This window comes from Caballeronia sp. INML1 (assembly GCF_023631085.1).
GTDB lineage: Bacteria > Pseudomonadota > Gammaproteobacteria > Burkholderiales > Burkholderiaceae > Caballeronia > Caballeronia turbans.
In genome coordinates, this window is record NZ_JALQDT010000022.1 from 75098 (window position 1) to 102092 (window position 26995).

The window sequence follows — 26995 nt, forward strand, 5'->3', positions numbered from 1 at the left end:
GGTGAGTTACAAGCGCGGTCTCGCGATTGTCTTCGGTTGCGCGATTGCGGGCCTGGTTGCCTTCGCCGCGACCTATCCGCGCTTTTATTCCCCCGCCGCCGTCCCGCCTTCATCCGCCGCGGCGCCGAGCGGCGGCTCCGGCACGACGGCCGATTCGAACGCCTCGACGCTGTCCGCGCTGGCGTCCACCGGCCCGCTCTCCTGGAGCCGCCTCACCGAAGCGCAGCATGCGGCGCTCGCACCCTTCGCGTCGCAATGGGATTCGTTCTCCGACGAGCGCAAGCAGAAGTGGCTGAAGATCGCGTCACGATTTCATCGGATGTCGCCCGAGGCTCAGAAGCATCTGCATCAGCGCATGGAGGAATGGGTGCGCCTCACGCCCGACCAGCGCAAGGTCGCGCGCGAGAACTATCAGGTTTCCAAATCGGTGCCGCCGGACAAGCGCGAAAAGGCGTGGGACGCCTATCAGAAGCTCTCCGAAGAGCAGAAGAAGAAACTGGCCGCGAGCGAGCACGTGCGCCGGCCGACGATCGTCTCCGCGCCGCCTACGGGCAAGACCGAAGTGAAGGACATCAATCGCCTCGTCACGGCGCGCGAGCAAGGGCACGCTCCCGGACATGCGGAAGGCGGATCGGGCGCGGCAGCCGCGCCGTCGGCGCCCATCTCCGGCGTGCCGACTCAGCCCGCCATTCCGAACGCCGCGAGCATCGTCCCGGCCACACCGATTCCGGTATCGCCGCAACAGGCGCCTTCGATGTACAACGGCTCGTGAGCGCTCAGCCCGCAGTCGTCACCGTCGACCCGATGCGCGCGCCCACGCTGCGCCGCCGCCTCGCAACGATGCTCTACGAAAGCGTGATCCTCTTCGGCGTGGTGTTCCTCGCCGGCTATCTTTTCAGCACGCTCACGCAGCAACGCAACGGCCTCACGCATCACAACTGGCTGATGTCGTGGATCGGCATCGTGCTCGCGGCCTACTTCGTGTATTTCTGGACGCACGGCGGCCAGACCCTGCCGATGAAAACCTGGCGCGTCAAGGTCGTCGATGCGCAGGGCCAGCCCGTCGGACCCGCGCGCGCGTTCGCGCGCTACGTGCTCGCGTGGCTGTGGTTCCTGCCGCCGCTCGCGCTGCATCCGCTCTTCTCCCTCGCCGTACCGCAGACGCTCGCCGTCTTCGCGGCGTGGGTCGCGCTGTGGGCCGCCGCCGTGTGGCTCGATCCGGCGCGCCAGTTCCTCCATGATCGCCTCGCCGGCACGCGCATCGTCGCAGTACAACGTCCTGCCAAGTAATAAGAACTTCTCGTGACTGTCACGGCTCGGTCACAGCCGCATGGCGCAATGCGCATACCGAAACCCGATGCGCGAGCCAATGGCCTTCAACTCGTCAGTTCACCCGGCAATCGACCCGCCCTCCCCCTTCAGCTTCGACAATAGCGAGCGCACCGGTCCCTTCGCACTGCGATCCGAGTCCACCGAATCATCCGAGTCTGCTTCCGCTGGCGCGCCGGGCTTGTCCGACTCGCGCGCCACGGCGTCCGTCCATCACGACGATCTCGCTGATTCGGCCGATAAGCCGCACCGGTATCGCACGATCTGGCTCTCGGACATCCATCTCGGTTCCGGCGGCTGCCAGGCGCACTATCTCCTCGATTTCCTTCGGCACCACGAATCGGAATATCTGTACCTTGTCGGCGACATCATCGACGGATGGCAATTGCGCAAAGGCTGGTTCTGGCCGCAGGCGCACAACGACGTCGTGCAGAAGATCCTGCGCAAGGCGCGCAAGGGCACGCAGGTCGTCTACATCCCCGGCAACCACGATGAAGCCGCGCGGCAGTTCTGCGATCTCGCGTTCGGCGACATCCACGTGCGCGGCGAGGCCTTCCACACGACCCTTGCGGGCAAGCGCCTGTGGATCGTGCACGGCGATCTCTTCGACGGCGTGATCCAGCACGCAAAATGGCTCGCCTATCTCGGCGACACCGCCTACACGGCGATCCTGCTGCTCAACCGCTGGTTCAATCGCGTACGCACGAGGCTCGGCTTCAATTACTGGTCGCTGTCGCAGTACCTGAAGCATCAGGTGAAGAACGCGGTGAACTTCATTTCCCAGTTCGAACGCGTGATGACCGACGAAGCACGCCGCCGCGGCTGCGACGGCGTCGTATGCGGGCACATCCACAAGGCCGAGATCCGCGACATCGACGGCATTCTCTACTGCAACGACGGCGACTGGGTCGAGAGTCTCTCGGCGCTCGTCGAAACCTATGACGGCGAACTGAAGGTCGTCTACTGGACCGTGATGCGCTCGCCGGAAGCGCGCCTGACGCGCGCACGCGCGACCGTCTAGCCATCGCGCCACGCCATGACAGGCAACACCAACTCTGGGCCGCATCCGATGAAAATCATGATCGTTACCGACGCATGGGAGCCGCAGGTCAATGGCGTCGTGCGCACTCTCACGCAAACGACGAAGGAACTCACCGCGCTCGGTCATCGCGTGGAGTTGCTCACGCCGCTCGAATTCAGAACGATTCCTTGCCCGACCTATCCCGAGATTCGCCTGTCGCTGCTGCCGGGCCGGCGCGTCGCCGAGCGTATCGACGCATTCGCGCCGGACGCGCTGCATATCGCGACGGAAGGCCCGCTCGGGCTCGCTGCGCGCTCGTATGCGCTGCGTCACAAGCCGCCGTTCACGACCGCATATCACACGCGTTTTCCGGAGTATGTGAAAGCGCGCTTCGGCATTCCGCTCGCGATGACGTATCGCTTTCTGCACTGGTTCCATCGCGACTCGCAGGCGGTGATGGCGCCGACGCCCGTCGTCAAGAGCGACCTCGAACGCTTCGGCTTCGATAACGTCGTGCTGTGGACGCGCGGCGTCGATCTCGACATCTTTCGTCCAATGGACTCGAAGGTGCTCGACACCGCGCGGCCGATCTTTTTGTATGTCGGGCGCGTCGCGGTCGAGAAGAACGTCGAGGCGTTTCTGAAGCTCGATCTGCCCGGTTCGAAGTGGGTCGCGGGCGAAGGCCCGGCGCTCGCGGAGCTGAAGTCGCGCTACACGAACGTCAACTATCTCGGCGTGCTGTCGCAGCCGGAGCTGGCGAAAGTCTACGCGGCGGCGGACGTATTCGTCTTTCCGAGCCGCACCGATACCTTCGGCCTGGTGCTGCTCGAAGCGATGGCCTGCGGCACGCCGGTCGCGGCGTATCCGGTGACGGGCCCGATCGACGTGCTCGGCGAACACGGCCCGGGCGCGCTTCACGAGGATCTGCGCGAAGCCTGCCTGCAAGCGCTGAAGATCGAGCGCGCCGATGCGCGTGCGTGGGCCGAGCGCTTCTCGTGGCGCGCGGCGTCGGAGCAGTTCGCCTCGCATCTTCGGCAGTTCGAGCCGCGCGCCGCCAGTTCGGACCGGGCGGCCGCATGACGCGACGCGCCGTGGCGCAGGAGAAAGCCGAAGCGAACGCGCGCGCCGGGTCGTACGCGGCGGCCCGCGCGCGCGATCCGTTCGACGACGACATTGAAGAGATTGACGATACGCCGTCTCAGCCGACCGAGCCGCTCGGCCCCGACGACCTGCCCTTCAATCCGTACAAGGGCAACCGCGGCTTCACGCGCGCGTGGCACGCGATGAAGAATTCGCTCTACGGCTTTCGCGTCGCGATCCGCGAGGAAAGCGCGTTCCGGCAGGAGCTGACGCTGGCCGCGATCCTGCTGCCATGCAGCCTCTTCGTACCGGTCGCGCCGGTCGAGCGCGCGGCGCTGATCGCGTCGGTGCTGCTGGTGCTCATCGTCGAATTGCTCAACTCGAGCGTCGAGGCGGCGATCGACCGCATTTCGCTCGAACGTCACGAACTGTCGAAGCGGGCCAAGGATTTCGGCAGCGCGGCGGTGATGGTCGCGCTCGGCGTCTGCGTCATCACGTGGGGCCTGATTGTGTGGCCGCTTGCATCCGCGTGGCTCGCGCGTATCTTATAAAAGAGAGGAGCCGCGCGCAAAGCCCGCGTCCGTGCAGCCGAACGACCGGTTTATAATCGTCCGACATTCTCAAAAATAGCAACGGAAGCGGCCGCGCGAACGCTCATCCCGAGCCGACGCGGCCCGATCCCAAGGTCGGACGACATGGAAGCCAAACCACCCCGCCGCACCCGCGAACGGATACTCGAGCTGTCGCTGAAGTTGTTCAACGATATCGGCGAGCCGAACGTCACCACGACGACGATCGCCGAAGAGATGGAAATCAGTCCGGGTAACCTGTACTACCATTTCCGCAACAAAGACGACATCATCAACAGCATCTTCGCGCAGTTCGAGCAGCAGATTCAGAAGCGCCTGCGCTTTCCTGACGATCATCGCCCGACGATCGACGAGATGTGGTCGTATCTGCAATACATGGCGGATTTCCTCTGGACTTACCGCTTCCTGTATCGCGACCTGAACGACCTGCTCGCGCGCAACCGCACGCTGGAAACGCACTTTAAGCAGATCATCACGCACAAGGTGCACTTCGCGAGCCAGTTGTGCGAGGCGCTCGTCGCCGATCAGGAAATGGTCGCGACGCCCGAAGAGATCAAGGTGATCGCGACCAATATCGGCGTGATCGCCACGTACTGGCTTTCGTACCAGTACGTGATGAATCCGCGCAAGTACAACGATCAGGAAGCGATCCGCGCCGAGCTGCATCAGGCGAGCCTGCATATCATCTCGATCATGGCGCCGTATCTGCGCGGACGCTCGCGCCAGTTATTCGATGACCTCGTTTCCGGTAAGCTTCCGAAGCGCGAGTATGCGGACTTCCTGCCGCCGCGCGACGAGGTATCGAAGACCGAAACAAAGGATTCCAGATAAATGAAGGCAGTATGTGTCTATTGCGGCTCCTCGAACGGAGCCCGCCCCGTCTATGCGCAAGCGGCCAAGGCGTTCGGCCGCGCGCTCGTCGAGAACGATCTTTCGCTCGTGTATGGCGGCGGCCGCGTTGGACTGATGGGTCTCATCGCCGATGAAGTGCTCGCCGCGGGCGGCCGCGCAGTGGGCGTGATTCCCGAGCTGCTGCTCGCGAAGGAAGTCGGCCATACCGATCTTACCGAACTGCACGTCGTGCCCGATATGCACGAGCGCAAGAAGAAAATGGCCGACCTCTCCGATGCGTTCGTCGCGATGCCGGGCGGCGTCGGCACGTTCGAGGAGTTTTTCGAGGTCTACACGTGGGCGCAGCTCGGATATCACCAGAAGCCGGTCGGCCTGCTGGACGTGAACGGCTACTTCGATCCCCTTTTGGCGATGCTGCGCCATACCGTCGAAGAAGGTTTCATGCGGGCGCCGTATCTCGACATGATCCAGGTCGCCGCCGAACCCGCCGAGATGATCGGCAAACTCGCGCGCTACATTCCGCCCGCGAACGACAAGTGGTCCGAAAAGCGCAACGCCGTCTAAGGAACAGCGAATGTCCAAAGTCATCCTGATTACCGGCGCAAGCCGTGGCATCGGCCGCTCGGCCGCGGTGCTCGCGGGCGCGCGCGGCTGGTCCGTCGGCGTGAACTATGCGTCGAACGCGGCCGCCGCCGATGAAACCGTCGCAGCCGTGCAGGCGGCGGGCGGCAAGGCGATCGCCATCCACGGCGACGTGAGCGACGAAGCCGCGATCATCGCGATGTTCGATGCGACCGAAAAGGCGTTCGGCAAGATCGATGGCGTCGTGAACAACGCGGGCATCGTCGCGCCCGGATCGGCGCTCGCGGACATGGACATCGCGCGCATGAAGCGCATCTTCGACATCAACGTGCTCGGCGCGTACCTGTGCGCGCGCGAGGCGGCGCGCCGCATGTCGAGTTCGCGCGGCGGCAGGGGCGGATCGCTCGTGAACGTTTCGTCGGCAGCGGCGCGGCTGGGCGGTGCCGGTGAATACGTGGACTACGCGGGATCGAAAGGCGCGATCGATACGCTGACCATCGGGCTCGCGAAGGAATTGGGACGTGAAGGCGTGCGCGTCAACGCCATCCGTCCGGGCCTGATCGAAACGGACATTCACGCGAGCGGCGGCAAGCCCGACCGCGCCCAGGTGCTCGGTGTGACGACGCCCATCGGCCGTCCGGGCACGGCGGATGAAGTCGGCGAGTCGATCGTGTGGCTGCTTTCGGATGCGTCGTCGTATGTGACGGGGGCGCTGCTCGACGTCGCGGGCGGGCGCTGATCGAATCAAAGCCGACTCAGACTAAGCGGATGCGCGACGAAAGACTCTCGACGGAGTTCTAGAACGCGCGACGCTCAGAACCCGCCGTGCTTCGCCAGCCACGCTTCTTCCTCAACCGACATCTGCCGCCCGAGAATCCGGTTGCGATGCGGAAAGCGTCCGAATCGTTCGATCACCTCCGCGTGCTCCAGCGCCGATTCGTAAAAACTCGAAACGCCCGTCTCGTCTTTTAGTTTTCTGAAGAGTCGCAACGATTCGCGTTGGCTTTCGGGCGCTTCGTCATGCTCGAACGGCATGTAGGCGAACGCGCGGTGATACGCGCTCGGCAGGCGCAGATCGTCGCCGCGCTCGACCAGCGTCCGCGCCAGCGCAAGCGCGCGGCTGTCGCCCGCAAACGCGCGCGGCGTGTTCCGATAGCAATTGCGCGACAGTTGATCGAGCAGCACGATCAACGCGAGCGTGCCGAGCGGCGTGCGCTCCCAATCCTGCAAGCCGCCCGCCTGCGCCGCTTCCAGCAACGCGCCGAACCGCTCGGCAAGCAGCGAATCGAAAGCGCGCTTTTTCCGCCACCACAGTTTGCGATCCGCTCCGAACTCCGCAGAACCCGGCTCACCAAACCAGAGATCGAGCACCGCCTGAGCGCGCGGATCCATGCTCAAACCAGTTCGAGCACGAGACGCCGCGTGCGCGCGCTCTTCTTCTCCAGTTTCGCGATGCGCAGCGCGCCGATCTCCCCGGTATTGCGCACATGCGTGCCGCCGCACGGCTGCAAATCCACATTCTCGATGCGCAACAGGCGCACGCGGCCGAGGCCCATCGGCGGCTTCACGCTCATCGTGCGCACGAGTTCGGGGCGCGCGGCCATCTCGTCGTCGGTGATCCATTCGGTCTGCACGTCGTGCGCGCCGCCGACCAGTGCGTTCAGCTTCGCTTCCACGGCTTCGCGTTCGATTGGCTCGACCGTCGCCAGATCGAGGCGCGCGTAATCGGTCGTGATGCTGCAGCCGTCGACCGGAAACGGCAGCACCGCGCAGATCAGATGGCTCGCGGTATGCAGGCGCATATGCCGATAACGCCGCGCCCAGTCGATCTCCGCGCTCACCGTGTCGCCGACCGCGAACTTCGCCAGCGCGTCGTCCTGACCCGGCGCGGGCACATGCACGGCGTCATCCGGCGTCGCGCCTTCGAACTTCGCCTTGCGCGTATCGGCAATGGCGATGACCGTGCCGTCCGCGAGCGTCAGCGTGCCGGCGTCGCCGGCCTGGCCCCCGCCGAGCGGATAGAACACGGTCCGATCGAGGTGGATGCCCTGCTCGTCGATGGCGGTGACGGTCGCGTCGCAACGCGTCAGATAGGCATCCTCGCGAAAGAGTGCGCGTGTGCTCATGTCTCTTATTCCTTGCTGTATTCGGGGATGGGCGCCTCCAGCACGCCGCCGACCGAACATGATGCAGCAGATACGGCCCCGTCGAACCGATACAAAACGGCGCGAATCAACCGGGACGGTTGCGCATCCAGTCGGCGGTGTCGAAGAAGGACGTCAGAAGGCGCTCGCGCAAGGATTCGTCGAGGCCGATGTCCTCCATCGCCCACGCCATGCAGCGCAGCCACTGATCGCGCTCGCCCGATGCAATCGCGAACGGCAGATGCCGCGCCCGCAATCGCGGATGCCCGAAGCGGTCGATGTAGTGATCCGGCCCGCCCATCCAGCCGCACAGGAACCAGAAGGTCTTGTTGCGGGAATTGTCGAGCGTGGGCGGATGCAGCGCGCGAATGCCCGCGAATTCGGGCTCGAGATCCATCAGGTCGTAGAAACGGTCGACGAGCGCGCGCACGCGCTCCTCGCCGCCGATCAGCTCGAAAGCGGTCGGCTTTTGCCCTTCGTCTTCAGGAGTTACGTCGGTCATTGCTCAGATTCGGAAAACTAGGCGTCGCGCAGGGATTGCAGCGCGGGCCGCGCCAGCACGCGCCGCAGGCTCAGCCAGCCGCCGAGCGCGGCGCATGCGACGCCCGCGACGATGCCCGTCGGCACGAGCCACGGATTGAAATCGATATGAAACTCGAACACGCGCGCTGCGAGCACATAGCCGATGGCCTGCGCACCGATCGCCGCCATCAGGCCCGAAAGCGCGCCGACGGCCACGAACTCCGCGACCTGCACCGAGCGCACCTGTTTGTGCGATGCGCCGAGCGCGCGCAGAAGCGCCGACTCGCGCACGCGTTCGTCGCGCGTGCCGGCGAGCGCCGCGTACAGCACGAGCACACCCGCCGCGAGCGTGAAGAGGAACAGGAACTGCACGGCGCCGATCACCTGCGCGAGCGTGCGATGGATCTGCGCGAGAATCGGCGCGATATCGATGGCCGTCACGTTCGGATAACGCGCGACCAGACCGTCGATCACGCGCTGTTCTTCCGCCGGCAGATGGAAGCTCGTGATGAAGGTCGCCGGAAGATCGGCGAGCGCCTCGGGCGGCATCAGCACGAAGAAGTTGACCTTGAACGAGTTCCAGTCGACCTTGCGCACGCTCGTCACGCTCGCTTCGACGGGCAGGCCGGCGACGTCGAAACGCAGCGTGTCGCCCATCTTCACGCGGATGGTCTTCGCGATGCCCTCCTCGATCGACACCTGCGGCTTGCCGTCCTTGCCGAACCACGCGCCTTGCGTCACGCGGTTGTCGCCGGGCAACTCGGTCGTGTACGACAGATTGAATTCGCGGTCGACGAGGCGCTTCGCATCGGCCTTGTCATAGTTGTCCGGATTCACCGGCTTGCCGTTGATCGCGACGAGACGCGCGCGGACCATCGGCGAGAGCCCGGCGTCGGGCTGGCCGTGCGTGTGCAGATAGTCGAGCACGCCCTGACGCTGGTCGGGCTGAATGTCGATGAGGAACTGATTCGGCGCATCAGGCGGCGTCGCGTCGCGCCAGCCCTTGATGAGATCGTTGCGCGTCATGCCGATGAGCAACAGGCACATCAGGCCTATGCCGAGCGCGGTGATCTGCAGCGCGCTCGATCCACTGCGCCGCTCCAGCGACGCGAGCGCATAACGCCAGCCGACGCCCGCGCGGCTGCGTTCGCGGCGCACGAAGCGCGCTGCGGCCCAAAGCGCCGCCCGCGCGATCACGCCGAACACGAGTAGTCCGGCCGCGAAGCCGCCCGCGACGATGCCGCCCAGCTTCACTTCTCCCGCCGCGACGATCAGCAGCGCCGCGAACAGCAACACGCCGACGCCATACGCCGCATGCGCGACGCGCTGCGCATCGCCGAGTTCGCGGCGGATCACGTGGACCGGCGGCACTCGCGTGATCGGCAGAAGCGGCGGCAGCGCGAAACCGAGCAAAAGCACGAGGCCCATCGCGATGCCCTGCAACGCCGGCCACACGCTCGGCTGCGGCAACTCGACATCGACGAGCGAACCGAGCCAGTTCAGCAAGACGAGATGACCGCCGAAACCCAGCACGATGCCGACCGCGCTGCCGATCACGCCGATCGCGAGGAATTCGTTCAGAAAGAGCGCGCGCAGCGTGCGCTGGCTGACGCCGAGACAGCGCATTGCCGCGCAGCCGTCGAGATGCCGGCGCGCGAAACGATGCGCCGCCATCGCGATTGCGACCGCCGCGAGCAGCGCCGTCAGCAGCGAGACGAGCGTGAGAAAGTGGCTCGCGCGATCGATCGTCTGGCGCACCTGCGGCTGCCCGTCGGAGAGCGATTCCAGGCCGACGCCGCGCAGCTTGCCGCCGTCGACCTGCTCGCGCGCGAATTTCGCGAACCGCTCGACGTTGCTGTCGGAACCGGCGACGAGCAATCGGTACGTCACACGGCTGCCATACCCGATCAGTCCCGTGCCCGCGATCTCGTCGGCGCGCATCATGAGGCGCGGCGAAAAGTTGACGAACGAGAAGCCGCGATCCAGTTCGCGCGTGATGACGCCCGCGACCGTGAACGTGCGCGTGCCGACCTTGACCGCGCCGCCGACGCGGGTCTTGAGCGCATCGAGCAAGGCAGGATCGACCCAGACGGTGCCGGGCGCGGGAATGCCATGCGCAGGCGCATCGGCGGCATCCGTGCCGGGCGCGATGCGCAGCGCGCCGCGCAACGGATAACCTTGCGTCACGCCCTTGATCGCCGCGAGCCTCGAAAGCGGCTCCGCGGCCGTCGAGCTGATCATGCTCGGAAAAATCGTGGTGCCCGCCGTCTCCAGTCCGAGCGATTTCGCCTCTTTCGCGAACATCGGATCGACGGGATGATCCGCGCGCACGACGAAATCGGCGGCGATCATCTGACGGCCGTCGCGCGCGAGCCCCTGACGCATGCGATCCGCGAGGAACCCCACGCTCGAGAGCGCCGCGACTGCGAGCACCAGCGCGAGCAGGAGCATCGTGAGTTCGCCCGCGCGCCAGTCACGCGCGGTCATGCGCCATGCCTGACGCACCGTCTGCATAAAACCGAGTTTGATGGCCGGGTGAGAATGTCCAGCCTTGAGTGCAGCCTGATCGTTGCGGAATGCGGTGCTCAATCGTGCTTGCTCCGCAGCCGGTTCATGCGATCGGAACTCGGCAGCATGTGCTTCGCCATGCGCGACACGCCACCATGCACGCCGCGCGCGAGACGCGGCAGCGCCCAGCCGGCGAGCACCAGAAACGCGAGCAAGAGCACGAGAAACAGGAACGGCACGAAAAGCGCGAGCGTGATGCCCGCGAGGGCGCCGACGTCCTCGGTCGCCGATGCCGCCCAGTTCGACACGGGCTCCGGCGACAGATTGATGAGCGCGCGCGTGCCCGCCTTCGCAAAATGCGATGCCCCGGCGAGCGTGCCGCCCGCGAGCGCCGCGACGGTGAGCAGGGCCGGATCGGCGTGGCCGAGCGAGCCGGCCGCGAGCACGGCGCCCGCCGGAATGCGGATGAAGGTGTGGACCGCGTCCCACAAGGAATCGACGGCGGGAATTTTATCGGCGAGAAATTCGACGAGCGCGAGCACCGCCGCCGCGCCGATCACCCACGGCGAGCCGAGCACCGCAAGCGTATCCGGCAGATGGACAAGTCCCATGCGCTGAAACATGCCGGCGATGAAGACGGTGAGATACAGGCGCAGCCCGCTCGCCCATGACAGGCCCGCTGCGAGCGAAAGTGACTCAAGCATTGCCGCCTCCCTTGTGCTGCCTGCTGCCGGCGTTCGTCGCTGGCGGACGATTTGCCGGCTGAAAAAAGCGGCCTGACCGAAAATCTCGAAAGAAGGTGCCTACATCCACGAAGATAGTCCAAAAAAACGGAATATAGGAATCAGACGAAAACGGATGACCTCAGACCATTATATCCACCCAAATACGCGCGGTGCAGCAACGGTTCGAGCGAATGCCCTTCCCGGTGCGCCGGCGCACGTCGGGGTGGCGCCGACGCAACGGGCGAGACCTCGATGAAGCCTTAGTGCCCCGACGAAATCTTGAGCCCGACGAGCCCCGCGACGATCAGCACCGCGCTCACGATGCGCGCCGCCGACAAGGCCTCGCCCAGGAAGACGATGCCGAACACGAATGCGCCGAGCGCGCCGATGCCCGTCCATACGGCATAGGCCGTGCCGAGCGGCAACTGTTTCATGGCGATGGCGAGCAAAACGAAACTGCCGATAGCCGTGATGATCGTGAAGATGGACGGTCCGAGCCGAGTGAAGCCCTCGGAGGATTTGAGACCTGCGGCCCACGCAACTTCGAGCAGACCGGCGATGAAAAGAAGAATCCAGGACATCGGGCGACTCCCTTGAAAAATGGGGCCGTCCCCGATGAAACGAGGCGCATGCGGTCGTCCACATGGCCTTAAGAGCAGACCTGCGATTGTATCAAACTGGTGCATGCGCGGCCCGGTGCATGCAGGGCCGCGTCGCGCGGCGCGTGGCCGCGTTCATGAAAACCGTGTATTAAGTAAAAAGCGCCCACGCGGGGCGCGCCGTTCGACTAGCCGCTGCAAAAAGCCTGAACAAAGGAGCGTTCATGGATGTCGATTCCGTCCTGCTCTCCCGCTTCCAGTTCGCGTGGGTCGTCGCGTTCCACATTCTGCTTCCGGCGTTCACGGTCGGCCTGTCGTGCTATATCGCGACGCTCGAATTCAACTGGTGGATCACGAAGCGCGACGTCTACCGGCGGCTCTCGGCGTTCTGGCTGAAGATCTTCGCGGTGTCTTTCGGGATGGGCGTGGTATCGGGCATCGTGATGCCCTTCCAGTTCGGCACCAACTGGAGCCGCTTTTCCGACGCGACCGCCAACGTCGTCGGCCCGCTGATGGGCTATGAAGTGCTGACGGCGTTCTTCCTCGAATCAGCGTTTCTCGGCGTGCTGCTTTTCGGGCGCAAGCTCGTGCCGCAATGGGCGCACGTGATGTCCGCGATTTTCGTCGCCGCCGGCACGGTGATCTCGTCGTTCTGGATACTCGCCGTCAATAGCTGGATGCAGACGCCGCAGGGCCATCGCATGCTGCCCGACGGCCGCTTCGAAGTGGTGAGCTTTTTTGACGTGATCTTCACGCCGTCGTTTCCGTACCGGCTCGGGCATACGGTGAGCGCGTTTCTCGTGACGGCGGGCTTCGTCATTCTCGGCGTCGGCGCGATGTACCTGCGACAGCGCCGCGCACTCGAGGAGAGCCGCGTGATGGTGAAGATGTCGCTGATCTTTCTCATCATCATGGTGCCGGTCCAGATGGTGATCGGCGACGCGCACGGCCTCAACACGCTGCAACATCAGCCCGCCAAGCTCGCGGCGATGGAAGGCCTCTGGGAATCAGGCACGCGCATCCCCGCCAATCTCTTCTCGATTCCCGATCAGGAGGAAGAGCGCAATCACTTCGAGATCTCGATTCCGGTGCTCGGCAGCCTGTATCTGACGCACGATCCGAACGGCTTCGTGCGCGGGCTGAAGGACTTCCCGCGCGAGGACCGTCCGCCCGTGGCCGTCGTGTTCTTCGCGTTTCACATCATGGTCGGCATCGCGCTTCTCATGTTCGCGCTCGTGCTGTGGGGCATCGTGCAGTTCGCACGCGGCAGAATCGAGACGAGCCCGCGCTGGCTGCGCGCGGCCACCTGGGCGATGCCGCTCGGCTTCATCGCGGTGGTCGCAGGCTGGACGACGACCGAAGCCGGCCGCCAGCCGTGGACCGTGTACGGCATCCTGCGCACGAAGGATTCGGTGACGCCATCGCTCACCGCGGCCGATGTCGGCCTCTCGTGGCTGCTCTACATGCTGGCTTATGTCGTCATCTTCGGCGCGGGTTTCTTCCTGCTGCGGCGCCTCGTGCGCGTGGGGCCAGCGGAAGTCGCGCATGCGCACGAGAAGGACGAACTGGACGCGAAGACACGCGCGGCGCGTCCGCTCTCGGCGGTATCGGCCAGTGCGGGCGGCGCGACGCGGCCCGTCAGCGACGACGATATCGTGCCGCCTGGCCGCGGGCGCCATTAACGTCGAAAACGGAGAACGCGATGCTCGATCTCGTGCCGCTGTGGGCCGCCATTCTCGCGCTGGCGGTGTTCATGTATGTGCTGCTCGACGGCTTCGATCTCGGCGTCGGCATGATGTTCCTGCTGCGTCGCGACCCCGAATCGCGCGACCTCATGATCAACTCCGTCGCGCCGGTCTGGGACTTCAACGAAACGTGGCTGATCCTCGGCGGCGGCGGGCTCTTCGCGGTGTTCCCGCTTGCGTTCGCGATCATCGTGCCGGCCGTGTACTTCCCGATTCTCTTCATGCTGCTCGGGCTGATATTTCGCGGCGTCGCGTTCGAGTTCCGCGAGGTGATCGGCGCGCGCAAGTGGCTCTGGGACGGCGCGTTCGGCTGCGGCTCGCTCGTCGCGACGTTTTCGCAGGGCATCGTGCTCGGCATGTTCATTCAGGGCTTCCCGATCGAAGGCCGCGTCTATGTGGGCACGAGCTGGAACTGGGTCGCGCCGTTTCCGCTGCTGGTCGGCGTAGGGCTGATCTTCGGTTATGCGCTGCAAGGCACGACCTGGCTCGTGCTCAAGACCGAAGGCGAACTGCAGCAATGGAGCCGCCGCATGGCGCGCTACGCGCTCTTCGGCGTGATCGTGTTCATTCTGCTCATCAGCCTGTGGACGCCCCTCAAGGATGCGCGCATCGCGGCGCGCTGGTTCGGCTTTCCGCAGAGCTTCGTGTTCGCGCCGGTGCCGGTGCTCACCGCGCTGCTCGCGTGGACGCTGTGGTCGAGCCTTGCAAAAGGCCGGGAAGTGATGCCGTTCCTGTGCTCGATCGGCCTCTTCTTTCTTGCCTTCACGGGGCTCGTGATCAGCCTGTGGCCGTTCATTGCGCCGCCTTCCGTTACGCTCTGGGATGCGTCCGCCGCGCCGCTATCGCATCAGTTTCTGCTGATCGGGACGATGTTCCTGCTGCCCGTGCTGATGATTTATGTGATCTGGTCGTATTGGGTGTTTCGCGGGAAGGTGCGCGGGGATATCGGGTATCACGCGTGAGAGCTTTTAGGCTTTCGCCCGGCGAAGCCCAGGCAACATCCCAACGCACTCCGAGCCGCATCAGAGCTTCTGCTGCGTCGCGAGGGACAGTATCCGCGCCCACTTGCGCGCCTCGCCGCGATCGCGCATCGGCAGATTCCATGCGCCATGCTTCGCATCCTGCACGTCGAGCACCACCTGCCACACGCCGCTTGCGCCGCCCGGCTCCTGCATGCGCGCGCCGCGCAGGTCCGCGAAGATATAGCTGCCGCGCTCGTCGCCGACGCGCACATCGCACAGACGCTTGCCCGCCGCGAGTCGCACGCCGCCCCAGTCGCGTTTGAGCTCATGCGTCCAGTCGCCGCTCTCCCCCTTGCGCAGGTTCGGCGCGATCTCGCGGCGGCTCGCGAGCCAGCGCATCACGCCGGCGGCGATCGCGAGCAATACGACGACCGCCACGGCGACGGCCACTCCCAGCCCGAAATGCGCATGAAGCGCGTTGAACGACCAGATCGCGCCGTAAATCAGCAATCCGAGGGCGATCAATCCGACGACGATGGGCATGGCGTCTCCCGCGCGCTCAACCGGTGAAACAGAAACGTATCACTGCGCCTTGTGCTTCGCGTTCCAGTCACGCAGCGCCTGAAGCGTGTTCGCGACATGCTGGTCCGGCGACAGGCTCGTGTATTCGTAGATGACCTTGCCGTCAGGCGCGATCACGTAGGACACGCGATTGGCCATCGTGCTTTTCATCGGCATGGAGGCGTCGTAGGAACGGATGATCTTCGAGTCCGCGTCCGCCGCGACCGGGAATTTGCTGCGGCACTCGCTCACGGAGAACTTCTTCAATGTGTCGATGTTGTCATGCGACACGCCGATGACCGTCGCGCCCTCGGCCTTGTACTGATCGACCGCTTCGGCGAATTCGTGCGCCTCGATCGTACAGCCCTTGGTGAACGCAGCCGGATAGAAGTACAGGACTACCGGGCCTTTCCTGAGCGCGTCGGCGAGCGAATAGTCGTACACGTTGCCGCCGAGCGATGCCTGCGCGGTGAAGTCGGGCGCGGGATCGCCGGGCTTGAGCGTCGCGCCTGCCGTGAGCGGATGCACCGCCGCCGCGATCGCAAAGGCACCACCCACCATAAAGCTGGAAATCCTGCTCTTCATGCGCGCTCCTTTCGATGACCTCGTTCATGCGAAGACGGCGTGCTACGCGTCGTCCGCGCCCTGATCCATGCGATGTCCGGCGAACCAGGCCGCCGCATCGAACTGCAGTTTCGCGAGCACGGCGGGCGTGAGCGCCTCGAACGATGGCCGGGCGTGCCGGCTCGCGTCGATCGCGGACGCATCGCCCCGCTCCGCCGCCCGCGCGATGCCGAGCAGCGCGCCGAGCGGCCCCTCGCCCGCCAGGATGGCGCCGCGGATTTCCGCCGCCAGATGGAGCTTATCGAGAATTTCCACCGGCTGCATGTCGAGCACCACATGCACGAGCGAGAAGATGCCGGTCATGAACGCGGCATCGGAGAAGGCTTCGTCGGCGGGACGCAGCATTTCGGCCGCGAGCTCCAGAAAGCGCGCGCGCGTGCCGACGAGCTGCAGGAGCGGGTCCGAGCGCCACGGCAGGCCGCTGCCGTCGGCGTAGAGCAGCAACTGTGTCCAACGCATCAACTGGCGCGTGCCGGTCGCCGCGATCGCCTCGCGCAGCGACGACACGCGCCGCCCGCGCGTCTGCGCACTCGAATTGGCGAGGCGCATCAACTGCACGACGATGTCCGGGTTGCGCTTCAGCTCCGCCTCCAGCTCGCGCATGCCGGGCTCCCCCGCGAGCACGGCCATCAGGCGCAGCAGCGAGCCGCGCGCGGGACTGGCGCGACGCGCCGACAGCACCTGCGGCCGCGCGAAGAAATAGCCCTGGAAGAAGTCGAAGCCGAGCTTGCGCGCTTGCGTGAAATCGTCGGGCGTCTCGACCTTCTCGGCCACGAGCAGCTTGCCGCGCCGTTTCACCGCCGCCGCGAGTTCGGGCAGATGGTCATGATCCGCCGCCAGAAAATCGACCTTGACGATATCCACCGATGGCAGTGCGCCGAGCAGCGCATCGTCGAGCCGCACGACATCGTCGAGCGCGAAGCGAAAGCCCGCGTTGCGCAATTGCGCGCAGCGCTTGAAGAGCGTCTCGTCGAAGGCGATGTTCTCCAGCAATTCCAGCACGAAGCGCTCGGGCTGCATGATGTGGACGATGTCGTCGAACAGCAGCTCGCGGCTCATGTTCACGTAGCCCGGATGCGGCCCGAGGACCGCCGGCACGCCGATCTCGCCGATCGTGCGCGCGACGACATGCGCGGTCGCCTGCATGTCGTCGTGAACGCGCGCGCGATTGTCGGGACTGTCGCGAAAGAGCAGTTCGTAAGCGACGAGCACGCCGTCGCCGTCGAGGATCGGCTGGCGCCCGACATATACGCGCTGTCCGCGCCTCGCCGGCGCCGCGCGCTTTACGGACGAATCGGGCATGGCACGGACCGCTCGGAGGCGCGCCGCGGCGCTGTAAAGCCTTGCGTGAAGGCCGGCTCCGGAATTCTGGCGATGGCGCAGGCCGGCTGCATGGTGAATTCGATCATGGGGCGGAAACGGGGCGAACGGAATGCTGGTGGTCAACAGCGCGACGAAGGCCCGGCAACGATCGCACGCGCGGGGAAACCGTTCTCACTGAAAACGCGCCACTGTAACCGAATTCGCCTGACCAGATAATATGAAACTTCATATCGACAATTCCTGGACAAACTTGATCTCTCTCGGAATTGTTGCACCTTCGTGACGGGTTAAAGAAATCGCTCACCACGCCGATAACTCGCCTGATAGAGCGTGCCGCGCGCATTGCGGCACGTCCCGGCCGGAACCCGCGAGACGCGGCGTTTCGCGCGCCGCCGTTCGTCCGACGAAGGGGAGCGCAGCCGCCAGAACCCTACGAGACCATGCAAGCGAACCGGATCAATGTCTCCCGCCGTGCACCGTGGCGCATCGCGCTCGATGTGCTCGCGCGCGCATGGGGAAGCACCGCGCGCAAGGAGCACGACCGCGCGCCCGACGCGCATCCCGAAGCAAGCCCGCCGGAGCCGTCCGGCGACGCCGTGACGAGCGCGGCGACTGCCGTAACCGCCGCACCCGCCCTGGCCGGCGCAACCGAAGCGACGCTCGGCGCGGTCGATTTCCTCGCGCAGCTCGACGACGCGCTGCGCTTTCAATATGTATCGGATGCGAGCATCGAGTTCATCGGCTATCACCGTGACTATCTGAGCATGCTGACGCTGCACGATCTCGTCGCGTCCGAAGAGGCCGACGAACTGCACGCGCTCGTCGCCCGGGCGCGCGCGAGCGGCAGGCTCGAATCGGCGACGCTGACCGTCGTGAAGTCGCTCACCTATCCCGTCTGCGTCGAGCTGCGGCTCGTATCGACGGCCGCGCGCGGCGCGCCCGGTTTCGCGCTCGCCGCGTTCGACGTGGCGCACTGGCGGGAGCGCGAGGCATCGCTCACGCACGCGCTCAACCACGATCCGCTGACAGGCCTCGACAACCTCGTTGCGCTCAAGACGGCGATCAGCGCGGCGCAGGATGAAGCCGAGCTCATGCGCACGCACGCCGGACTCGTGCTGCTCGACATCGACGATTATCAGCGCATCAACCGCGCGCTCGGCTACGACGCCGGCGACGAGCTTCTGCGCGAGACCGCGCGCCGCATCCAGCACACGGCCGGGCACGGGGAGCGCGTGGCCCGCGTGTCCGGCGACGAATTCGCCGTGCTCCTGCCCGCCGGCACCACGGCGGAACTCGCCGAGGGTCTCGGGCGGCGCCTGCTCACCGCGATCGCGCAGCCGTTTCGGCATCGCGGGCAGCACACGCATTTGTCGGCGAGCGTGGGGGTCGCGCTGTATCCGGATCAGAGCGGCAAGAACGCGAAGAGCGGCGCGCAAACGAGTCTGCTGCGCATGGCCGATCAGGCGCTCGCGCAGGCGAAGGAATCGGGCGGCAACGCGCTCGTCTTCCACACGATCGACGACAACCCCGCCGACGCCGAGCGCCTGAAGCTCGAAGCGGACCTGTACGAAGCCGTGCGCAACGGCGAGTTCTCGCTGTACTTCCAGCCGATCACGAAGATCCGCACGGGCGCGGTGGTCGGCGTGGAAGCGCTGATGCGCTGGAATCATCCGGTGCACGGGCTCGTGCCGCCGTCGACGTTCATCCCGCTCGCGGAATCGATCGGCCTCATCAACTATCTGGGCAACTGGGTGCTGAAGGCCGCGTGCATGCAGATCACGCAGTGGGATGCGATCGGCATCCGGCTCGATTACGTGTCGGTGAACGTGTCGCCGCAGCAGTTCCGCGACAAGCGCTTCACCGCGGCCGTGAAGGAAGCGCTCGCGCTCACCGGCATCGATGCGCGCCGGCTCGTCTTCGAGATCACCGAGAGCCTCCTGATGCACGATCCGGAAGAAGCGACGCGCCTTCTGGAAGCGCTGAGGTCGATCGGCATTCGCTTCGCCGTGGACGATTTCGGCACCGGGTATTCGAGCCTCGCGTATTTACAACGTTTTCCGCTTTCGAAGCTCAAGATCGACCGCAGCTTTGTCGAGAACCTGATTACGTCCCGCAACAACCGCGCGATCGTGAGCGCGGTCGTCGGGCTCGCGCAGTCGCTCGGGCTGGAACTGGTCGCCGAAGGGGTGGAGACCGAAGCGCAGCGCGATTTGCTGGCGGACCTCGGCTGCGACCATATTCAGGGCTGGCTCATCAGCCACGCGATGCCGTCGGACGAGTTGGCGCGCTCGTTCCAGTCGAATACGCTCGTGCTGCATGAGTCATCATGAGCGGGCGATCGTTCGTGTTCTAATCGAAGGACGCGCCGTAACTCCCTAATAACGTGTACATTTCGTTGTCAGGGTGGATTGAATTTGTTGGGCCGCCTCGGGTCAGCCGTCGCGTAACGAACAGGCTTCTTACTTTTAGCAATGGCACGCACCAAGGCCGAATTACTGGACAAGTTGTGGGCACGCATGAGCGAGCGCGGGGACTTCCCCATGCTGTCTCAGGCGCTGCGCTCGACCGTGTCCGCGATGAGCGATGACGACCTCGACTTCACGTCGCTCGTGCAAGTCGTGCTGTCGGACGTCGGGCTCACGCAGAAGGTGCTGCGCCTCGCCAATTCGGCGATGTACATCGCGTTCGGCGGCAATATCACCACCGTCACGCGCGCGCTGATGGTCCTCGGCATGGACGCGGTCGGCCATCTCGTCGTGGGACTGAAGCTCGTCGATCACTTCCATCAGAGCGCGCCGCGCCGTATCGACGCGAAGCTCGAACTGAACCGCACCCTGCTCTCGGGCGCGGTCGCGCGGCAGCTCACCGAGCACAAGGATTTGCGCTCCGCCGAGGAAGCGGTCGTCTGCACGCTGATGCGGCAGATCGGCAAGCTGCTCGTCGCGTTCTATCTCGAACACGAGTGGGATCAGTTGCGGCGCAAGGCGGCGTCGGAGAACATTCCGGACAGCGACGCGTGCGCCGCGCTTCTGGGCGTCACCTTCGACGAGATCGGCCTCGAAGCGGCGGATCGCTGGCGCCTGCCCGAGACGATCCGCGAGGGCATGCGCGCGACCGATCCCAACGCGCCCGTCGACGAAACCGTGCCGAAGCACGTGCGCTGGCTGCGCGCCATCTCCAACTATTCGACCGAAGTCGCCGACGCGCTCACCACGCAGAACGTGGCCGTGGACGGCCGCGAATCGGCGCTCGTCGATATCGCCAGCCGCTACAGCGGCCCGCTCCAGACGGACGCCGAGACGCTCACGGCAATGAGCCTCGCGCTCGCGAACGAGGAAGCGAGCGACGGCGTGATCCGCGAGATCTCCGAGCTGCAGGCGAACGCCGATGCCATGGCTCGCGCGAATGTATCGGCGCAAGCGCGCATCGGTGCGAGCGTCGAAGACTTGCGCGCGTTGCCATCGAAAAATGCCCTCGCGCCCGCGCTCTCGATGGCCTCGGAGTCGATTCTCGGGAGCCTGCACCTGTCGCGCACCGTGGTGTTCGTGCGCCAGGCCAACAACGAGTTCCACGCGCGTCTCGCGCTCGGCGGGGGCGTCGGGCCGATGCTGCCGCAACTGCGCTTCTCCGCGGATTTCCGGCCGGACGTGTTCCATCTCGCGATCACGAATCCGGTCGGCATCTTCATCGAGAATGCGCACGACGCGCGCATCGACGCGCGCCTGCCGCGCTGGTACAAGGACACACTCGGCGAGGCGCAGGCTTTCGTGCTGCTGCCGGTGAAATCGAACGATTCGACGGTCGCGCTCATCTACGGCGACTGGACTTCCCCGCAGCACGTGCGCAAGATCTCGGCACCCGAGATGAGCGCGCTGAACGAGCTTACGAAGGAACTGAGCCGTTTTTTTCTTAGCGCGAACTGGAAGGAAGTCGAGCTGATCTGATCGGCTTCCTTCTTGCGCGCATCAGCCTTTCTGCCTCATTCCCGCTTGAGAATCGCCACGGCCTGCTCGCCGTATCGCACGATATAGCCGCCGTGTGCACGCTGCCATTCCCGCGCGTCCGCCTCGTTCGCAAACCAGTTCTTTTCGTAGTCGTTGAACGCGCCGGCGTCGAGCCGATAGCGGTCGATAATCGCGCCCGCTCGTTCGTCGATATCGGGCTTACAGACGTCCCAGCTCGCGTAGCCGAGTTCGGCGGCGAGCATCGCAAGAAGATGCTTCAGTTGCAGATCGCCGCGCATCGCGTGCAGATCCGCGAGACGTTCCGCTCGCGTGACTTTTGCCGCGAGCAGGCGGCGCAAGACGGGCATGGATGCGCTCGTGTCGCCGTCGCGCGCATGGCGAAGCAGACGCCGCGCGTGTTCGCGCAGAAAGTCGCTGTTGGAAACGGAAGAAGAAATCGGACAGGATGTGGACCACATGACGTTGTTCCTTTGTTGCGCCGTTCTCGCTGCGGCTGTAAAGGTCGACGTTGCGGTTCGATCCGGAGTTGATGCAAGGCGTGGCAGGTGCGTAAGACTTTCGCGAGACCGGGCGCCCTGCCGCGCCCGTCCGCGATTCTATATCGACGTTTTGCGTCAGGCCAACTGGAATTTGCCGACCAGCGACTTCAGCGCGCGCGCCTGATCGTCGAGCGATTGCGCCGCCGCTGCCGCCTCTTCGACGAGCGCGGCGTTCTGCTGCGTGTTCGCGTCCATCTTCGTGACGGCTTCGCCAATCGACTCGATGCCCGTCTTCTGCTCCGCCGATGCCGCCGAAATCTCGCCCATGATGTCCGTGACGCGGCGCACCGCCTTCACGACTTCCTCCATCGTCGCGCCGGCTTCCTGCGCGTAGGCCGAGCCGTCCGACACGCGCGACACCGACGTATCGATCAGGCCTTTGATCTCCTTCGCCGCCGACGACGAGCGCTGCGCGAGACTGCGCACCTCGCCCGCGACGACCGCGAAGCCGCGCCCCTGCTCGCCCGCGCGCGCGGCCTCGACCGCCGCATTCAGCGCGAGGATGTTGGTCTGAAACGCGATGCCCTCGATCACGCCGATGATGTCGCCGATACTCTTCGCGCTGGCATCGATGCGCTGCATCGTCTCGACGACGCGGCCGACGACGGCACCGCCCTTCTCCGCGATCGCCGATGCGTTTGCGGCGAGCGTGCTCGCCTGCTTCGCGTTGTCCGCGTTCTGACGCACCGTCGATGTGAGCTGCTCCATGCTGGCCGCGGTCTTCTCCAGCGCGACGGCCTGCTCCTCGGTGCGGCGCGACAGGTCGACGTTGCCCGTGGAAATCTCGCTCGACGCCGATGCGATGGCCTCCGCGCTCGCGGCGATATCGCCGACGGTCGACGAAAGGCCCGCCTGCATTTCGGAGAGCGCGTGCAGCATCGAGGCATCGTCGCGGCGCTTGAGCTTGACCGGATACGCGAGATCGCCCGACGCGATGCGCCGCGCGATGTCCTTCGCGTAGCCGGGCTCGCCGCCGAGCTGTCCGGCGAGACGGCGCACGACCCATTCGGAGACGACGATCGCGAGCACGAGCAAGCCGAGCGTCAGCACCGAGACCATCACGAACGACGAATGGAAGATGAACGCGGCGGAATCGATCGTCGCCTTGGCCGCGGCGCCACGGCGCGCGACGAGATCGTCGACCATCTTTTCGAGCTTGCCCGTTTCGACGAGCAGCGACACGTCCTGCGTGCCGACTTGCCAGTTCATCTGCGAAAGATCGAGCGGCTGCTCTTTCACGAGCTTGACGAAGGTGCGCAGGTTGTCGCTCCACTTCGCGAGCGCCGTGGAGAAACTCTTTTGCTGCGCGAGCGCGTCCTTGTCGGCGTGATCGATATATTGCGCGAGCTGCGTCTGCTCCTTCACGATGTCCGCGAGCGACTGCTCGATCTGCGCGCCGAGATCGTCGCGCTCTTTCGCGGTGGACGCGGTGAGCAGCATCTTCTGCGAGCGGCTCGCACGCAGCAGATAACCGCGCGTTTCCTCGGCCGCGCGGCTCGCGACGTAGCCTTGCGTGTAAATGGATTCGGTCGCGCCGTTCAGACGGCTGATCTGCGTGAGCGAAATCGCGCCGATGGCAAGCGTCCCGGCGAGCACGAGCCCGAACGCGAGCCTGAGCGATGCCTTGACGGACAGCGCGCGCCTCGTCGTGTGCTCGTGCGTATGTGCTTCAGCCGCCGCGGCGTCGGCGTGCGCCACGAAGCCCGCGTCTTTTGCGGTGCGTAGCGAAAACAGTTTCATCGATCGATCCCCGAATTGATCTGCGGGCGTAGCCGTCGTGCGGCGAGCCCTGGTCTGGTCCCCACCGGGAGTACGGCAAGTTTGCCGGCTTCTTGAGCCTTTTTATTGCGAAGCGAACACGCGTTCGCCCGTCGCGCTTTTTATAACCGGCCAAAAATCGTTGCGTAAGACGAAACAACCGCGACACGCGCCGGTTATCGTGTCCGATTCGCGACAAAGCTTGGCAGGACAACGCAACGGGGACAGCCTAAACTTGTCAGAAATTCAGCTTGCGCATAAATGTCGCACTGAAAGAGATCAAAAACCTGGGACGTTTTCCGCTTCTTTTCTGCCATTCATCATGCAAACGAGCATCGACAAGGGCGCTTTGTCGCCTTCCGGCGCATCGGCCGGCGCCGCCGCCGCGGGTTCCGCGAGCACGGGCACGCAACGCACCGTGTATTCCGTTCTGGGCGCGATCAGCTTCTCGCACCTTTTGAACGACATGATCCAGTCGCTGATTCTGGCGATCTATCCGATGTTCAAGAGCGAGTTCGCGCTCTCGTTCGGACAGATCGGCCTCATCACGCTGGTGTATCAGGTCACGGCTTCGCTCCTGCAACCGCTCGTCGGGTTATATACGGACAAGCACCCGAAGCCTTACTCGCTGCCCGTCGGCATGGGCTTCACGCTGTCGGGTCTCTTGCTGATGTCGGTCGCGGGCAATTTCGGCACGCTGCTGATCGCCGCGGCGCTGGTCGGTTGCGGATCGTCGGTGTTTCATCCGGAGTCGTCGCGGGTCGCGCGCATGGCGTCGGGCGGCAGGCACGGCCTCGCGCAGTCGCTCTTTCAGGTCGGCGGCAACGCGGGCTCGTCGCTCGGGCCGCTGCTCGCCGCACTGATCGTCATCCCGCACGGGCAGAAGAGCATCGCGTGGTTTTCGGCGGCGGCGCTCGTCGCGATGTTCGTGCTGGCCAACATCGGCCGCTGGTACAAGCGTCATCCGGCGACGAAGAAGGGCCGCGCGCAGGTCGCGCATGCCACGCTGCCGCGCAACAAGGTCATCATGGCAATGAGCGTGCTCGTGCTGCTCGTGTTCTCGAAGTACTTCTATCTCGCGAGCATCACCAGTTACTTCACGTTCTATCTGATCAGCAAGTTCGGCCTGTCGGTGCAGGCCGCGCAGATTCACCTGTTCGTGTTCCTCGCCGCAGTGGCGGCGGGCACGATCATCGGCGGGCCGGTCGGCGACAAGGTCGGGCGCAAGGCGGTGATCTGGGTATCGATTCTCGGCGTCGCGCCGTTCACGCTGCTGATGCCTTATGCGAATCTCTTCTGGACGGGCGTGCTGTCGGTGATCATCGGGCTCGTGCTGGCCTCGGCGTTCTCGGCGATTCTCGTGTATGCGCAGGAGTTGATTCCGGGCAAGGTCGGAATGGTCGCGGGCCTGTTCTTCGGCTTCGCCTTCGGGATGGGCGGTGTCGGCGCGGCGGTGCTCGGGCATCTCGCCGATACCACCAGCATCGACTACGTGTACAAGGTTTGCGCGTTCCTGCCGTTGCTCGGCGTGCTGACGGTGTTGCTGCCGAAGACGCATGAGGCGCATGCGAAGGGCTGATCGCAACATGGCGTGATGCATCGCGGCGGGCGCGCCGGTCCTTCAGCGGATCGCGCGCCCTTCGCGCTTCAGGCACTCAGTTTCCCAGCGCTTCTCTCACCTGCATCAACGCGCCCGGATCTTCGATGGTCGGCAACTCGCCCGGATCGCGCCCTTCGGCGAGCGCCGCGATCGCTCTTCGCAGCAGCTTCCCCGAGCGCGTCTTGGGCAGCATCGTCACGAAATGGACTCTGGCCGGACGCGCGATCGCCCCGAGCTGCGAATCCACCGCGTGACAGAGCTCCGCCTCCATGCCCTCGCGCGCGCCCGGCGCATTGATGCGATCCGCATCGCGCAGCACGACGAACGCCGCCGCGGCCTGGCCCTTCACCGAATCCGCAATTCCGACGACCGCGACTTCGGCCACGGCCGGATGCGCCGACAGCGCCTCCTCGATCTCGCGCGTCCCGAGTCGATGCCCCGCGACATTAATCACGTCGTCGGTGCGCCCGAGAATCGACACGTAGCCGTCTTCATCCTGCACGCCCCAGTCGAAGGTCGAGTAGACCATCTGATCCGGCACGCTCTTCCAGTACGTATCGACGAAACGCTTGTCATCGCGCCACACGGTCTGCATGCAGCCCGGCGGCAACGGATACGACAGCGTGACGACGCCCTTCTCGCCCGGCGCGCATGTATCGCCCGTTGCTTCGTTGCGCAGCTTGAGGTCGAAGCCCATCGACGGCACGCCCGGCGAGCCGAGCTTCGTCGGCAATTCCTCGATGCCGCGCGGAATCGCGATCATCGGCCAACCGGTTTCCGTCTGCCAGTAGTTGTCGATGACGGGCTTCTTCAACGCGCTCTGGATCCACTGCGCGGTCGGCTCGTCGAGCGGCTCGCCCGCGAGAAACAGCGTGCGCAGACTCGACAGATCGTATTTCTCCATCAGCGCCGGGTCCTGCTTCTTGAGCACGCGAATCGCAGTCGGCGCGGTGAACATCAGGTTGATTTTGTACTGCTCGACGAGCCGCCACCAGACGCCGCCGTCGGGACGGATCGGCGTGCCTTCGTACATCACCGTCGTCAGTCCGGCGATCAGCGGCGCATAGATGATGTAGCTGTGCCCGACGACCCAGCCGACATCCGATGCGGTGAACATCGTGTCGCCCGGCGCGCCCTGAAAAATGTGCTCCATCGATGCGGCGAGCGCCACCGCGTAACCGCCGACATCGCGCTGCACGCCCTTCGGCCTGCCCGTCGTGCCGGACGTGTAAAGCACGTACGAAGGCTCGTTGGATTCGAGCCATTCGCAGGGGACGTGGGCATCGAAGAATTGCTCGCGCAGCGGCTCGTACGAGACGAGATAGCTCGCCTGCAGACGCTCGGGCGCGAGCTGACGGTCGATCAGGAGCACCTGCGGCACCTTGTATTCGGCGCGAGACAGGGCTTCGTCGACGAGCGGCGTGTAGTCGATCACCTTGCCCGCGCGCGCGCCGGCATCGGCGGTGACGATGAGCGCAGGCTCGGCGTCATCGATGCGTGCCGCGAGATTCGGCGCCGCGAAGCCGCCGAACACGACCGAATGAATTGCGCCGATACGCGCGCACGCGAGCATCGCGAAGAGCGCTTCGGGGATCATCGGCAGATAGATGAGCACGCGGTCGCCCTTCGCCACATGCAGCGAACGCATGACGGCGGCCATCCGGTTCACTTCCGCATGCAGCTCGGCGTAGGTGTAGCGGCGCTCGATGCCCGTTTCCGTCGAGACATAGACGAGCGCGTCCTGTTGCGCGCGCGAGGCCAGATGCCGGTCCACCGCGTTATGGCACAGATTCGTCTTGCCGCCGACGAACCAGCGCGCGAACGGCGGCTTGCTGCGGTCGAGCACCTGATCGAATGGCGTCTGCCAATGAATGCGTCGGGCCTGTTCGGCCCAAAACGCTTCGGGCTCCTCGATCGACCGTCGATACGCTTCCTGGTAAGTCGGCATGCGCGTCCTCTGCAAAGC

General features: G+C 65.1%; 25 protein-coding genes. 13 read left to right on the plus strand and 12 right to left on the minus strand.

Annotated elements, in window-relative coordinates:
* Position 1: 1 nt before the first annotated feature.
* From NCR38_RS08755 to NCR38_RS08790, 8 genes are all read left to right on the plus strand, one after another.
* A complete protein-coding gene (locus NCR38_RS08755; RefSeq protein WP_061119688.1) occupies positions 2 to 772 on the plus strand; it encodes a DUF3106 domain-containing protein in 771 nt (256 codons plus the stop codon).
* The gene (locus tag NCR38_RS08760; protein WP_409219273.1) at positions 769 to 1290 is read left to right on the plus strand and encodes an RDD family protein; all 522 of its coding nucleotides are present in this window, start codon (positions 769 to 771) and stop codon (positions 1288 to 1290) included. Before NCR38_RS08755 ends, NCR38_RS08760 begins: the two co-directional genes overlap by 4 nt.
* A gap of 79 nt (positions 1291 to 1369) precedes the next feature.
* Complete coding sequence (locus NCR38_RS08765; RefSeq protein WP_250476846.1) at positions 1370 to 2350, plus strand: UDP-2,3-diacylglucosamine diphosphatase; 981 nt, start codon at positions 1370 to 1372, stop codon at positions 2348 to 2350.
* Positions 2351 to 2398: 48 nt separating this feature from the next.
* Positions 2399 to 3430 carry a glycosyltransferase family 1 protein gene (locus tag NCR38_RS08770; protein WP_250476847.1) on the plus strand — a complete coding sequence of 344 codons (1032 nt, stop codon included), beginning with the start codon at positions 2399 to 2401 and terminating at the stop codon, positions 3428 to 3430.
* Positions 3427 to 3981, plus strand: a complete 555-nt coding sequence (locus NCR38_RS08775) for a diacylglycerol kinase (protein WP_250476830.1) — start codon at positions 3427 to 3429, stop codon at positions 3979 to 3981. Before NCR38_RS08770 ends, NCR38_RS08775 begins: the two co-directional genes overlap by 4 nt.
* Positions 3982 to 4125: 144 nt before the next feature.
* The gene (locus NCR38_RS08780; RefSeq protein ID WP_061119690.1) at positions 4126 to 4851 is read left to right on the plus strand and encodes a TetR/AcrR family transcriptional regulator; all 726 of its coding nucleotides are present in this window, start codon (positions 4126 to 4128) and stop codon (positions 4849 to 4851) included.
* Positions 4852 to 5436 carry a TIGR00730 family Rossman fold protein gene (locus NCR38_RS08785; protein WP_061119691.1) on the plus strand — a complete coding sequence of 195 codons (585 nt, stop codon included), beginning with the start codon at positions 4852 to 4854 and terminating at the stop codon, positions 5434 to 5436.
* Between the two features lie 10 nt (positions 5437 to 5446).
* Positions 5447 to 6193, plus strand: a complete 747-nt coding sequence (locus tag NCR38_RS08790; RefSeq protein WP_061119692.1) for an SDR family oxidoreductase — start codon at positions 5447 to 5449, stop codon at positions 6191 to 6193.
* A 74-nt stretch (positions 6194 to 6267) separates the two neighbouring features.
* Here NCR38_RS08790 and NCR38_RS08795 read toward each other — a convergent pair whose 3' ends face one another.
* From NCR38_RS08795 to sugE, 6 genes are all read right to left on the minus strand, one after another.
* Positions 6268 to 6846, minus strand: a complete 579-nt coding sequence (locus tag NCR38_RS08795; RefSeq protein WP_250476831.1) for a DUF924 family protein — start codon at positions 6844 to 6846, stop codon at positions 6268 to 6270.
* A 2-nt stretch (positions 6847 to 6848) separates the two neighbouring features.
* The gene (locus NCR38_RS08800; RefSeq protein ID WP_250476832.1) at positions 6849 to 7580 is read right to left on the minus strand and encodes an alanyl-tRNA editing protein; all 732 of its coding nucleotides are present in this window, start codon (positions 7578 to 7580) and stop codon (positions 6849 to 6851) included.
* A 106-nt stretch (positions 7581 to 7686) separates the two neighbouring features.
* The gene (locus tag NCR38_RS08805) at positions 7687 to 8100 is read right to left on the minus strand and encodes a group II truncated hemoglobin (RefSeq protein WP_061119695.1); all 414 of its coding nucleotides are present in this window, start codon (positions 8098 to 8100) and stop codon (positions 7687 to 7689) included.
* Positions 8101 to 8117: 17 nt separating this feature from the next.
* Complete coding sequence (locus NCR38_RS08810; RefSeq protein WP_409219274.1) at positions 8118 to 10634, minus strand: ABC transporter permease; 2517 nt, start codon at positions 10632 to 10634, stop codon at positions 8118 to 8120.
* A 71-nt stretch (positions 10635 to 10705) separates the two neighbouring features.
* A complete protein-coding gene (locus tag NCR38_RS08815; protein WP_061119697.1) occupies positions 10706 to 11332 on the minus strand; it encodes a DUF4126 domain-containing protein in 627 nt (208 codons plus the stop codon).
* A gap of 281 nt (positions 11333 to 11613) precedes the next feature.
* Positions 11614 to 11934, minus strand: a complete 321-nt coding sequence (sugE, locus tag NCR38_RS08820; RefSeq protein WP_250476833.1) for a quaternary ammonium compound efflux SMR transporter SugE — start codon at positions 11932 to 11934, stop codon at positions 11614 to 11616.
* Positions 11935 to 12176: 242 nt separating this feature from the next.
* Here sugE and NCR38_RS08825 point away from each other — a divergent pair, with 242 nt between their 5' ends.
* Positions 12177 to 13634 carry a cytochrome ubiquinol oxidase subunit I gene (locus NCR38_RS08825; RefSeq protein WP_061119699.1) on the plus strand — a complete coding sequence of 486 codons (1458 nt, stop codon included), beginning with the start codon at positions 12177 to 12179 and terminating at the stop codon, positions 13632 to 13634.
* A 20-nt stretch (positions 13635 to 13654) separates the two neighbouring features.
* Positions 13655 to 14659: a cytochrome d ubiquinol oxidase subunit II gene (gene cydB, locus NCR38_RS08830; RefSeq protein ID WP_250476834.1), complete on the plus strand. Its 1005-nt coding sequence runs from the start codon at positions 13655 to 13657 to the stop codon at positions 14657 to 14659.
* Positions 14660 to 14719: 60 nt separating this feature from the next.
* Here cydB and NCR38_RS08835 read toward each other — a convergent pair whose 3' ends face one another.
* The 3 genes from NCR38_RS08835 to NCR38_RS08845 all read right to left on the minus strand — a co-directional run bounded on the left by NCR38_RS08835 (position 14720) and on the right by NCR38_RS08845 (position 17146).
* A complete protein-coding gene (locus NCR38_RS08835) occupies positions 14720 to 15202 on the minus strand; it encodes a hypothetical protein (RefSeq protein WP_250476835.1) in 483 nt (160 codons plus the stop codon).
* Positions 15203 to 15241: 39 nt separating this feature from the next.
* Positions 15242 to 15781 carry a peroxiredoxin gene (locus NCR38_RS08840; protein WP_409219275.1) on the minus strand — a complete coding sequence of 180 codons (540 nt, stop codon included), beginning with the start codon at positions 15779 to 15781 and terminating at the stop codon, positions 15242 to 15244.
* 66 nt (positions 15782 to 15847) lie between these two features.
* Positions 15848 to 17146, minus strand: a complete 1299-nt coding sequence (locus tag NCR38_RS08845; protein WP_061119703.1) for an EAL and HDOD domain-containing protein — start codon at positions 17144 to 17146, stop codon at positions 15848 to 15850.
* A 461-nt stretch (positions 17147 to 17607) separates the two neighbouring features.
* Here NCR38_RS08845 and NCR38_RS08850 point away from each other — a divergent pair, with 461 nt between their 5' ends.
* Complete coding sequence (locus NCR38_RS08850; RefSeq protein ID WP_250476837.1) at positions 17608 to 19497, plus strand: bifunctional diguanylate cyclase/phosphodiesterase; 1890 nt, start codon at positions 17608 to 17610, stop codon at positions 19495 to 19497.
* A 141-nt stretch (positions 19498 to 19638) separates the two neighbouring features.
* Complete coding sequence (locus NCR38_RS08855; RefSeq protein WP_061119705.1) at positions 19639 to 21111, plus strand: HDOD domain-containing protein; 1473 nt, start codon at positions 19639 to 19641, stop codon at positions 21109 to 21111.
* Between the two features lie 35 nt (positions 21112 to 21146).
* Here NCR38_RS08855 and NCR38_RS08860 read toward each other — a convergent pair whose 3' ends face one another.
* Together NCR38_RS08860 and NCR38_RS08865 are read right to left on the minus strand one after the other, a co-directional pair.
* Positions 21147 to 21590, minus strand: a complete 444-nt coding sequence (locus NCR38_RS08860) for a hypothetical protein (protein WP_061119706.1) — start codon at positions 21588 to 21590, stop codon at positions 21147 to 21149.
* Between the two features lie 156 nt (positions 21591 to 21746).
* Positions 21747 to 23411: a methyl-accepting chemotaxis protein gene (locus NCR38_RS08865; protein WP_061119707.1), complete on the minus strand. Its 1665-nt coding sequence runs from the start codon at positions 23409 to 23411 to the stop codon at positions 21747 to 21749.
* Positions 23412 to 23751: 340 nt separating this feature from the next.
* Here NCR38_RS08865 and NCR38_RS08870 point away from each other — a divergent pair, with 340 nt between their 5' ends.
* On the plus strand, positions 23752 to 25008 hold the full coding sequence (locus tag NCR38_RS08870; protein WP_061119708.1) for an MFS transporter: 1257 nt from the start codon (positions 23752 to 23754) through the stop codon (positions 25006 to 25008).
* A gap of 76 nt (positions 25009 to 25084) precedes the next feature.
* On the opposite strand, the gene NCR38_RS08875 is transcribed toward NCR38_RS08870, so the two are convergent.
* Positions 25085 to 26977 carry a propionate--CoA ligase gene (locus tag NCR38_RS08875; RefSeq protein WP_061119709.1) on the minus strand — a complete coding sequence of 631 codons (1893 nt, stop codon included), beginning with the start codon at positions 26975 to 26977 and terminating at the stop codon, positions 25085 to 25087.
* Positions 26978 to 26995: the final 18 nt, after the last annotated feature.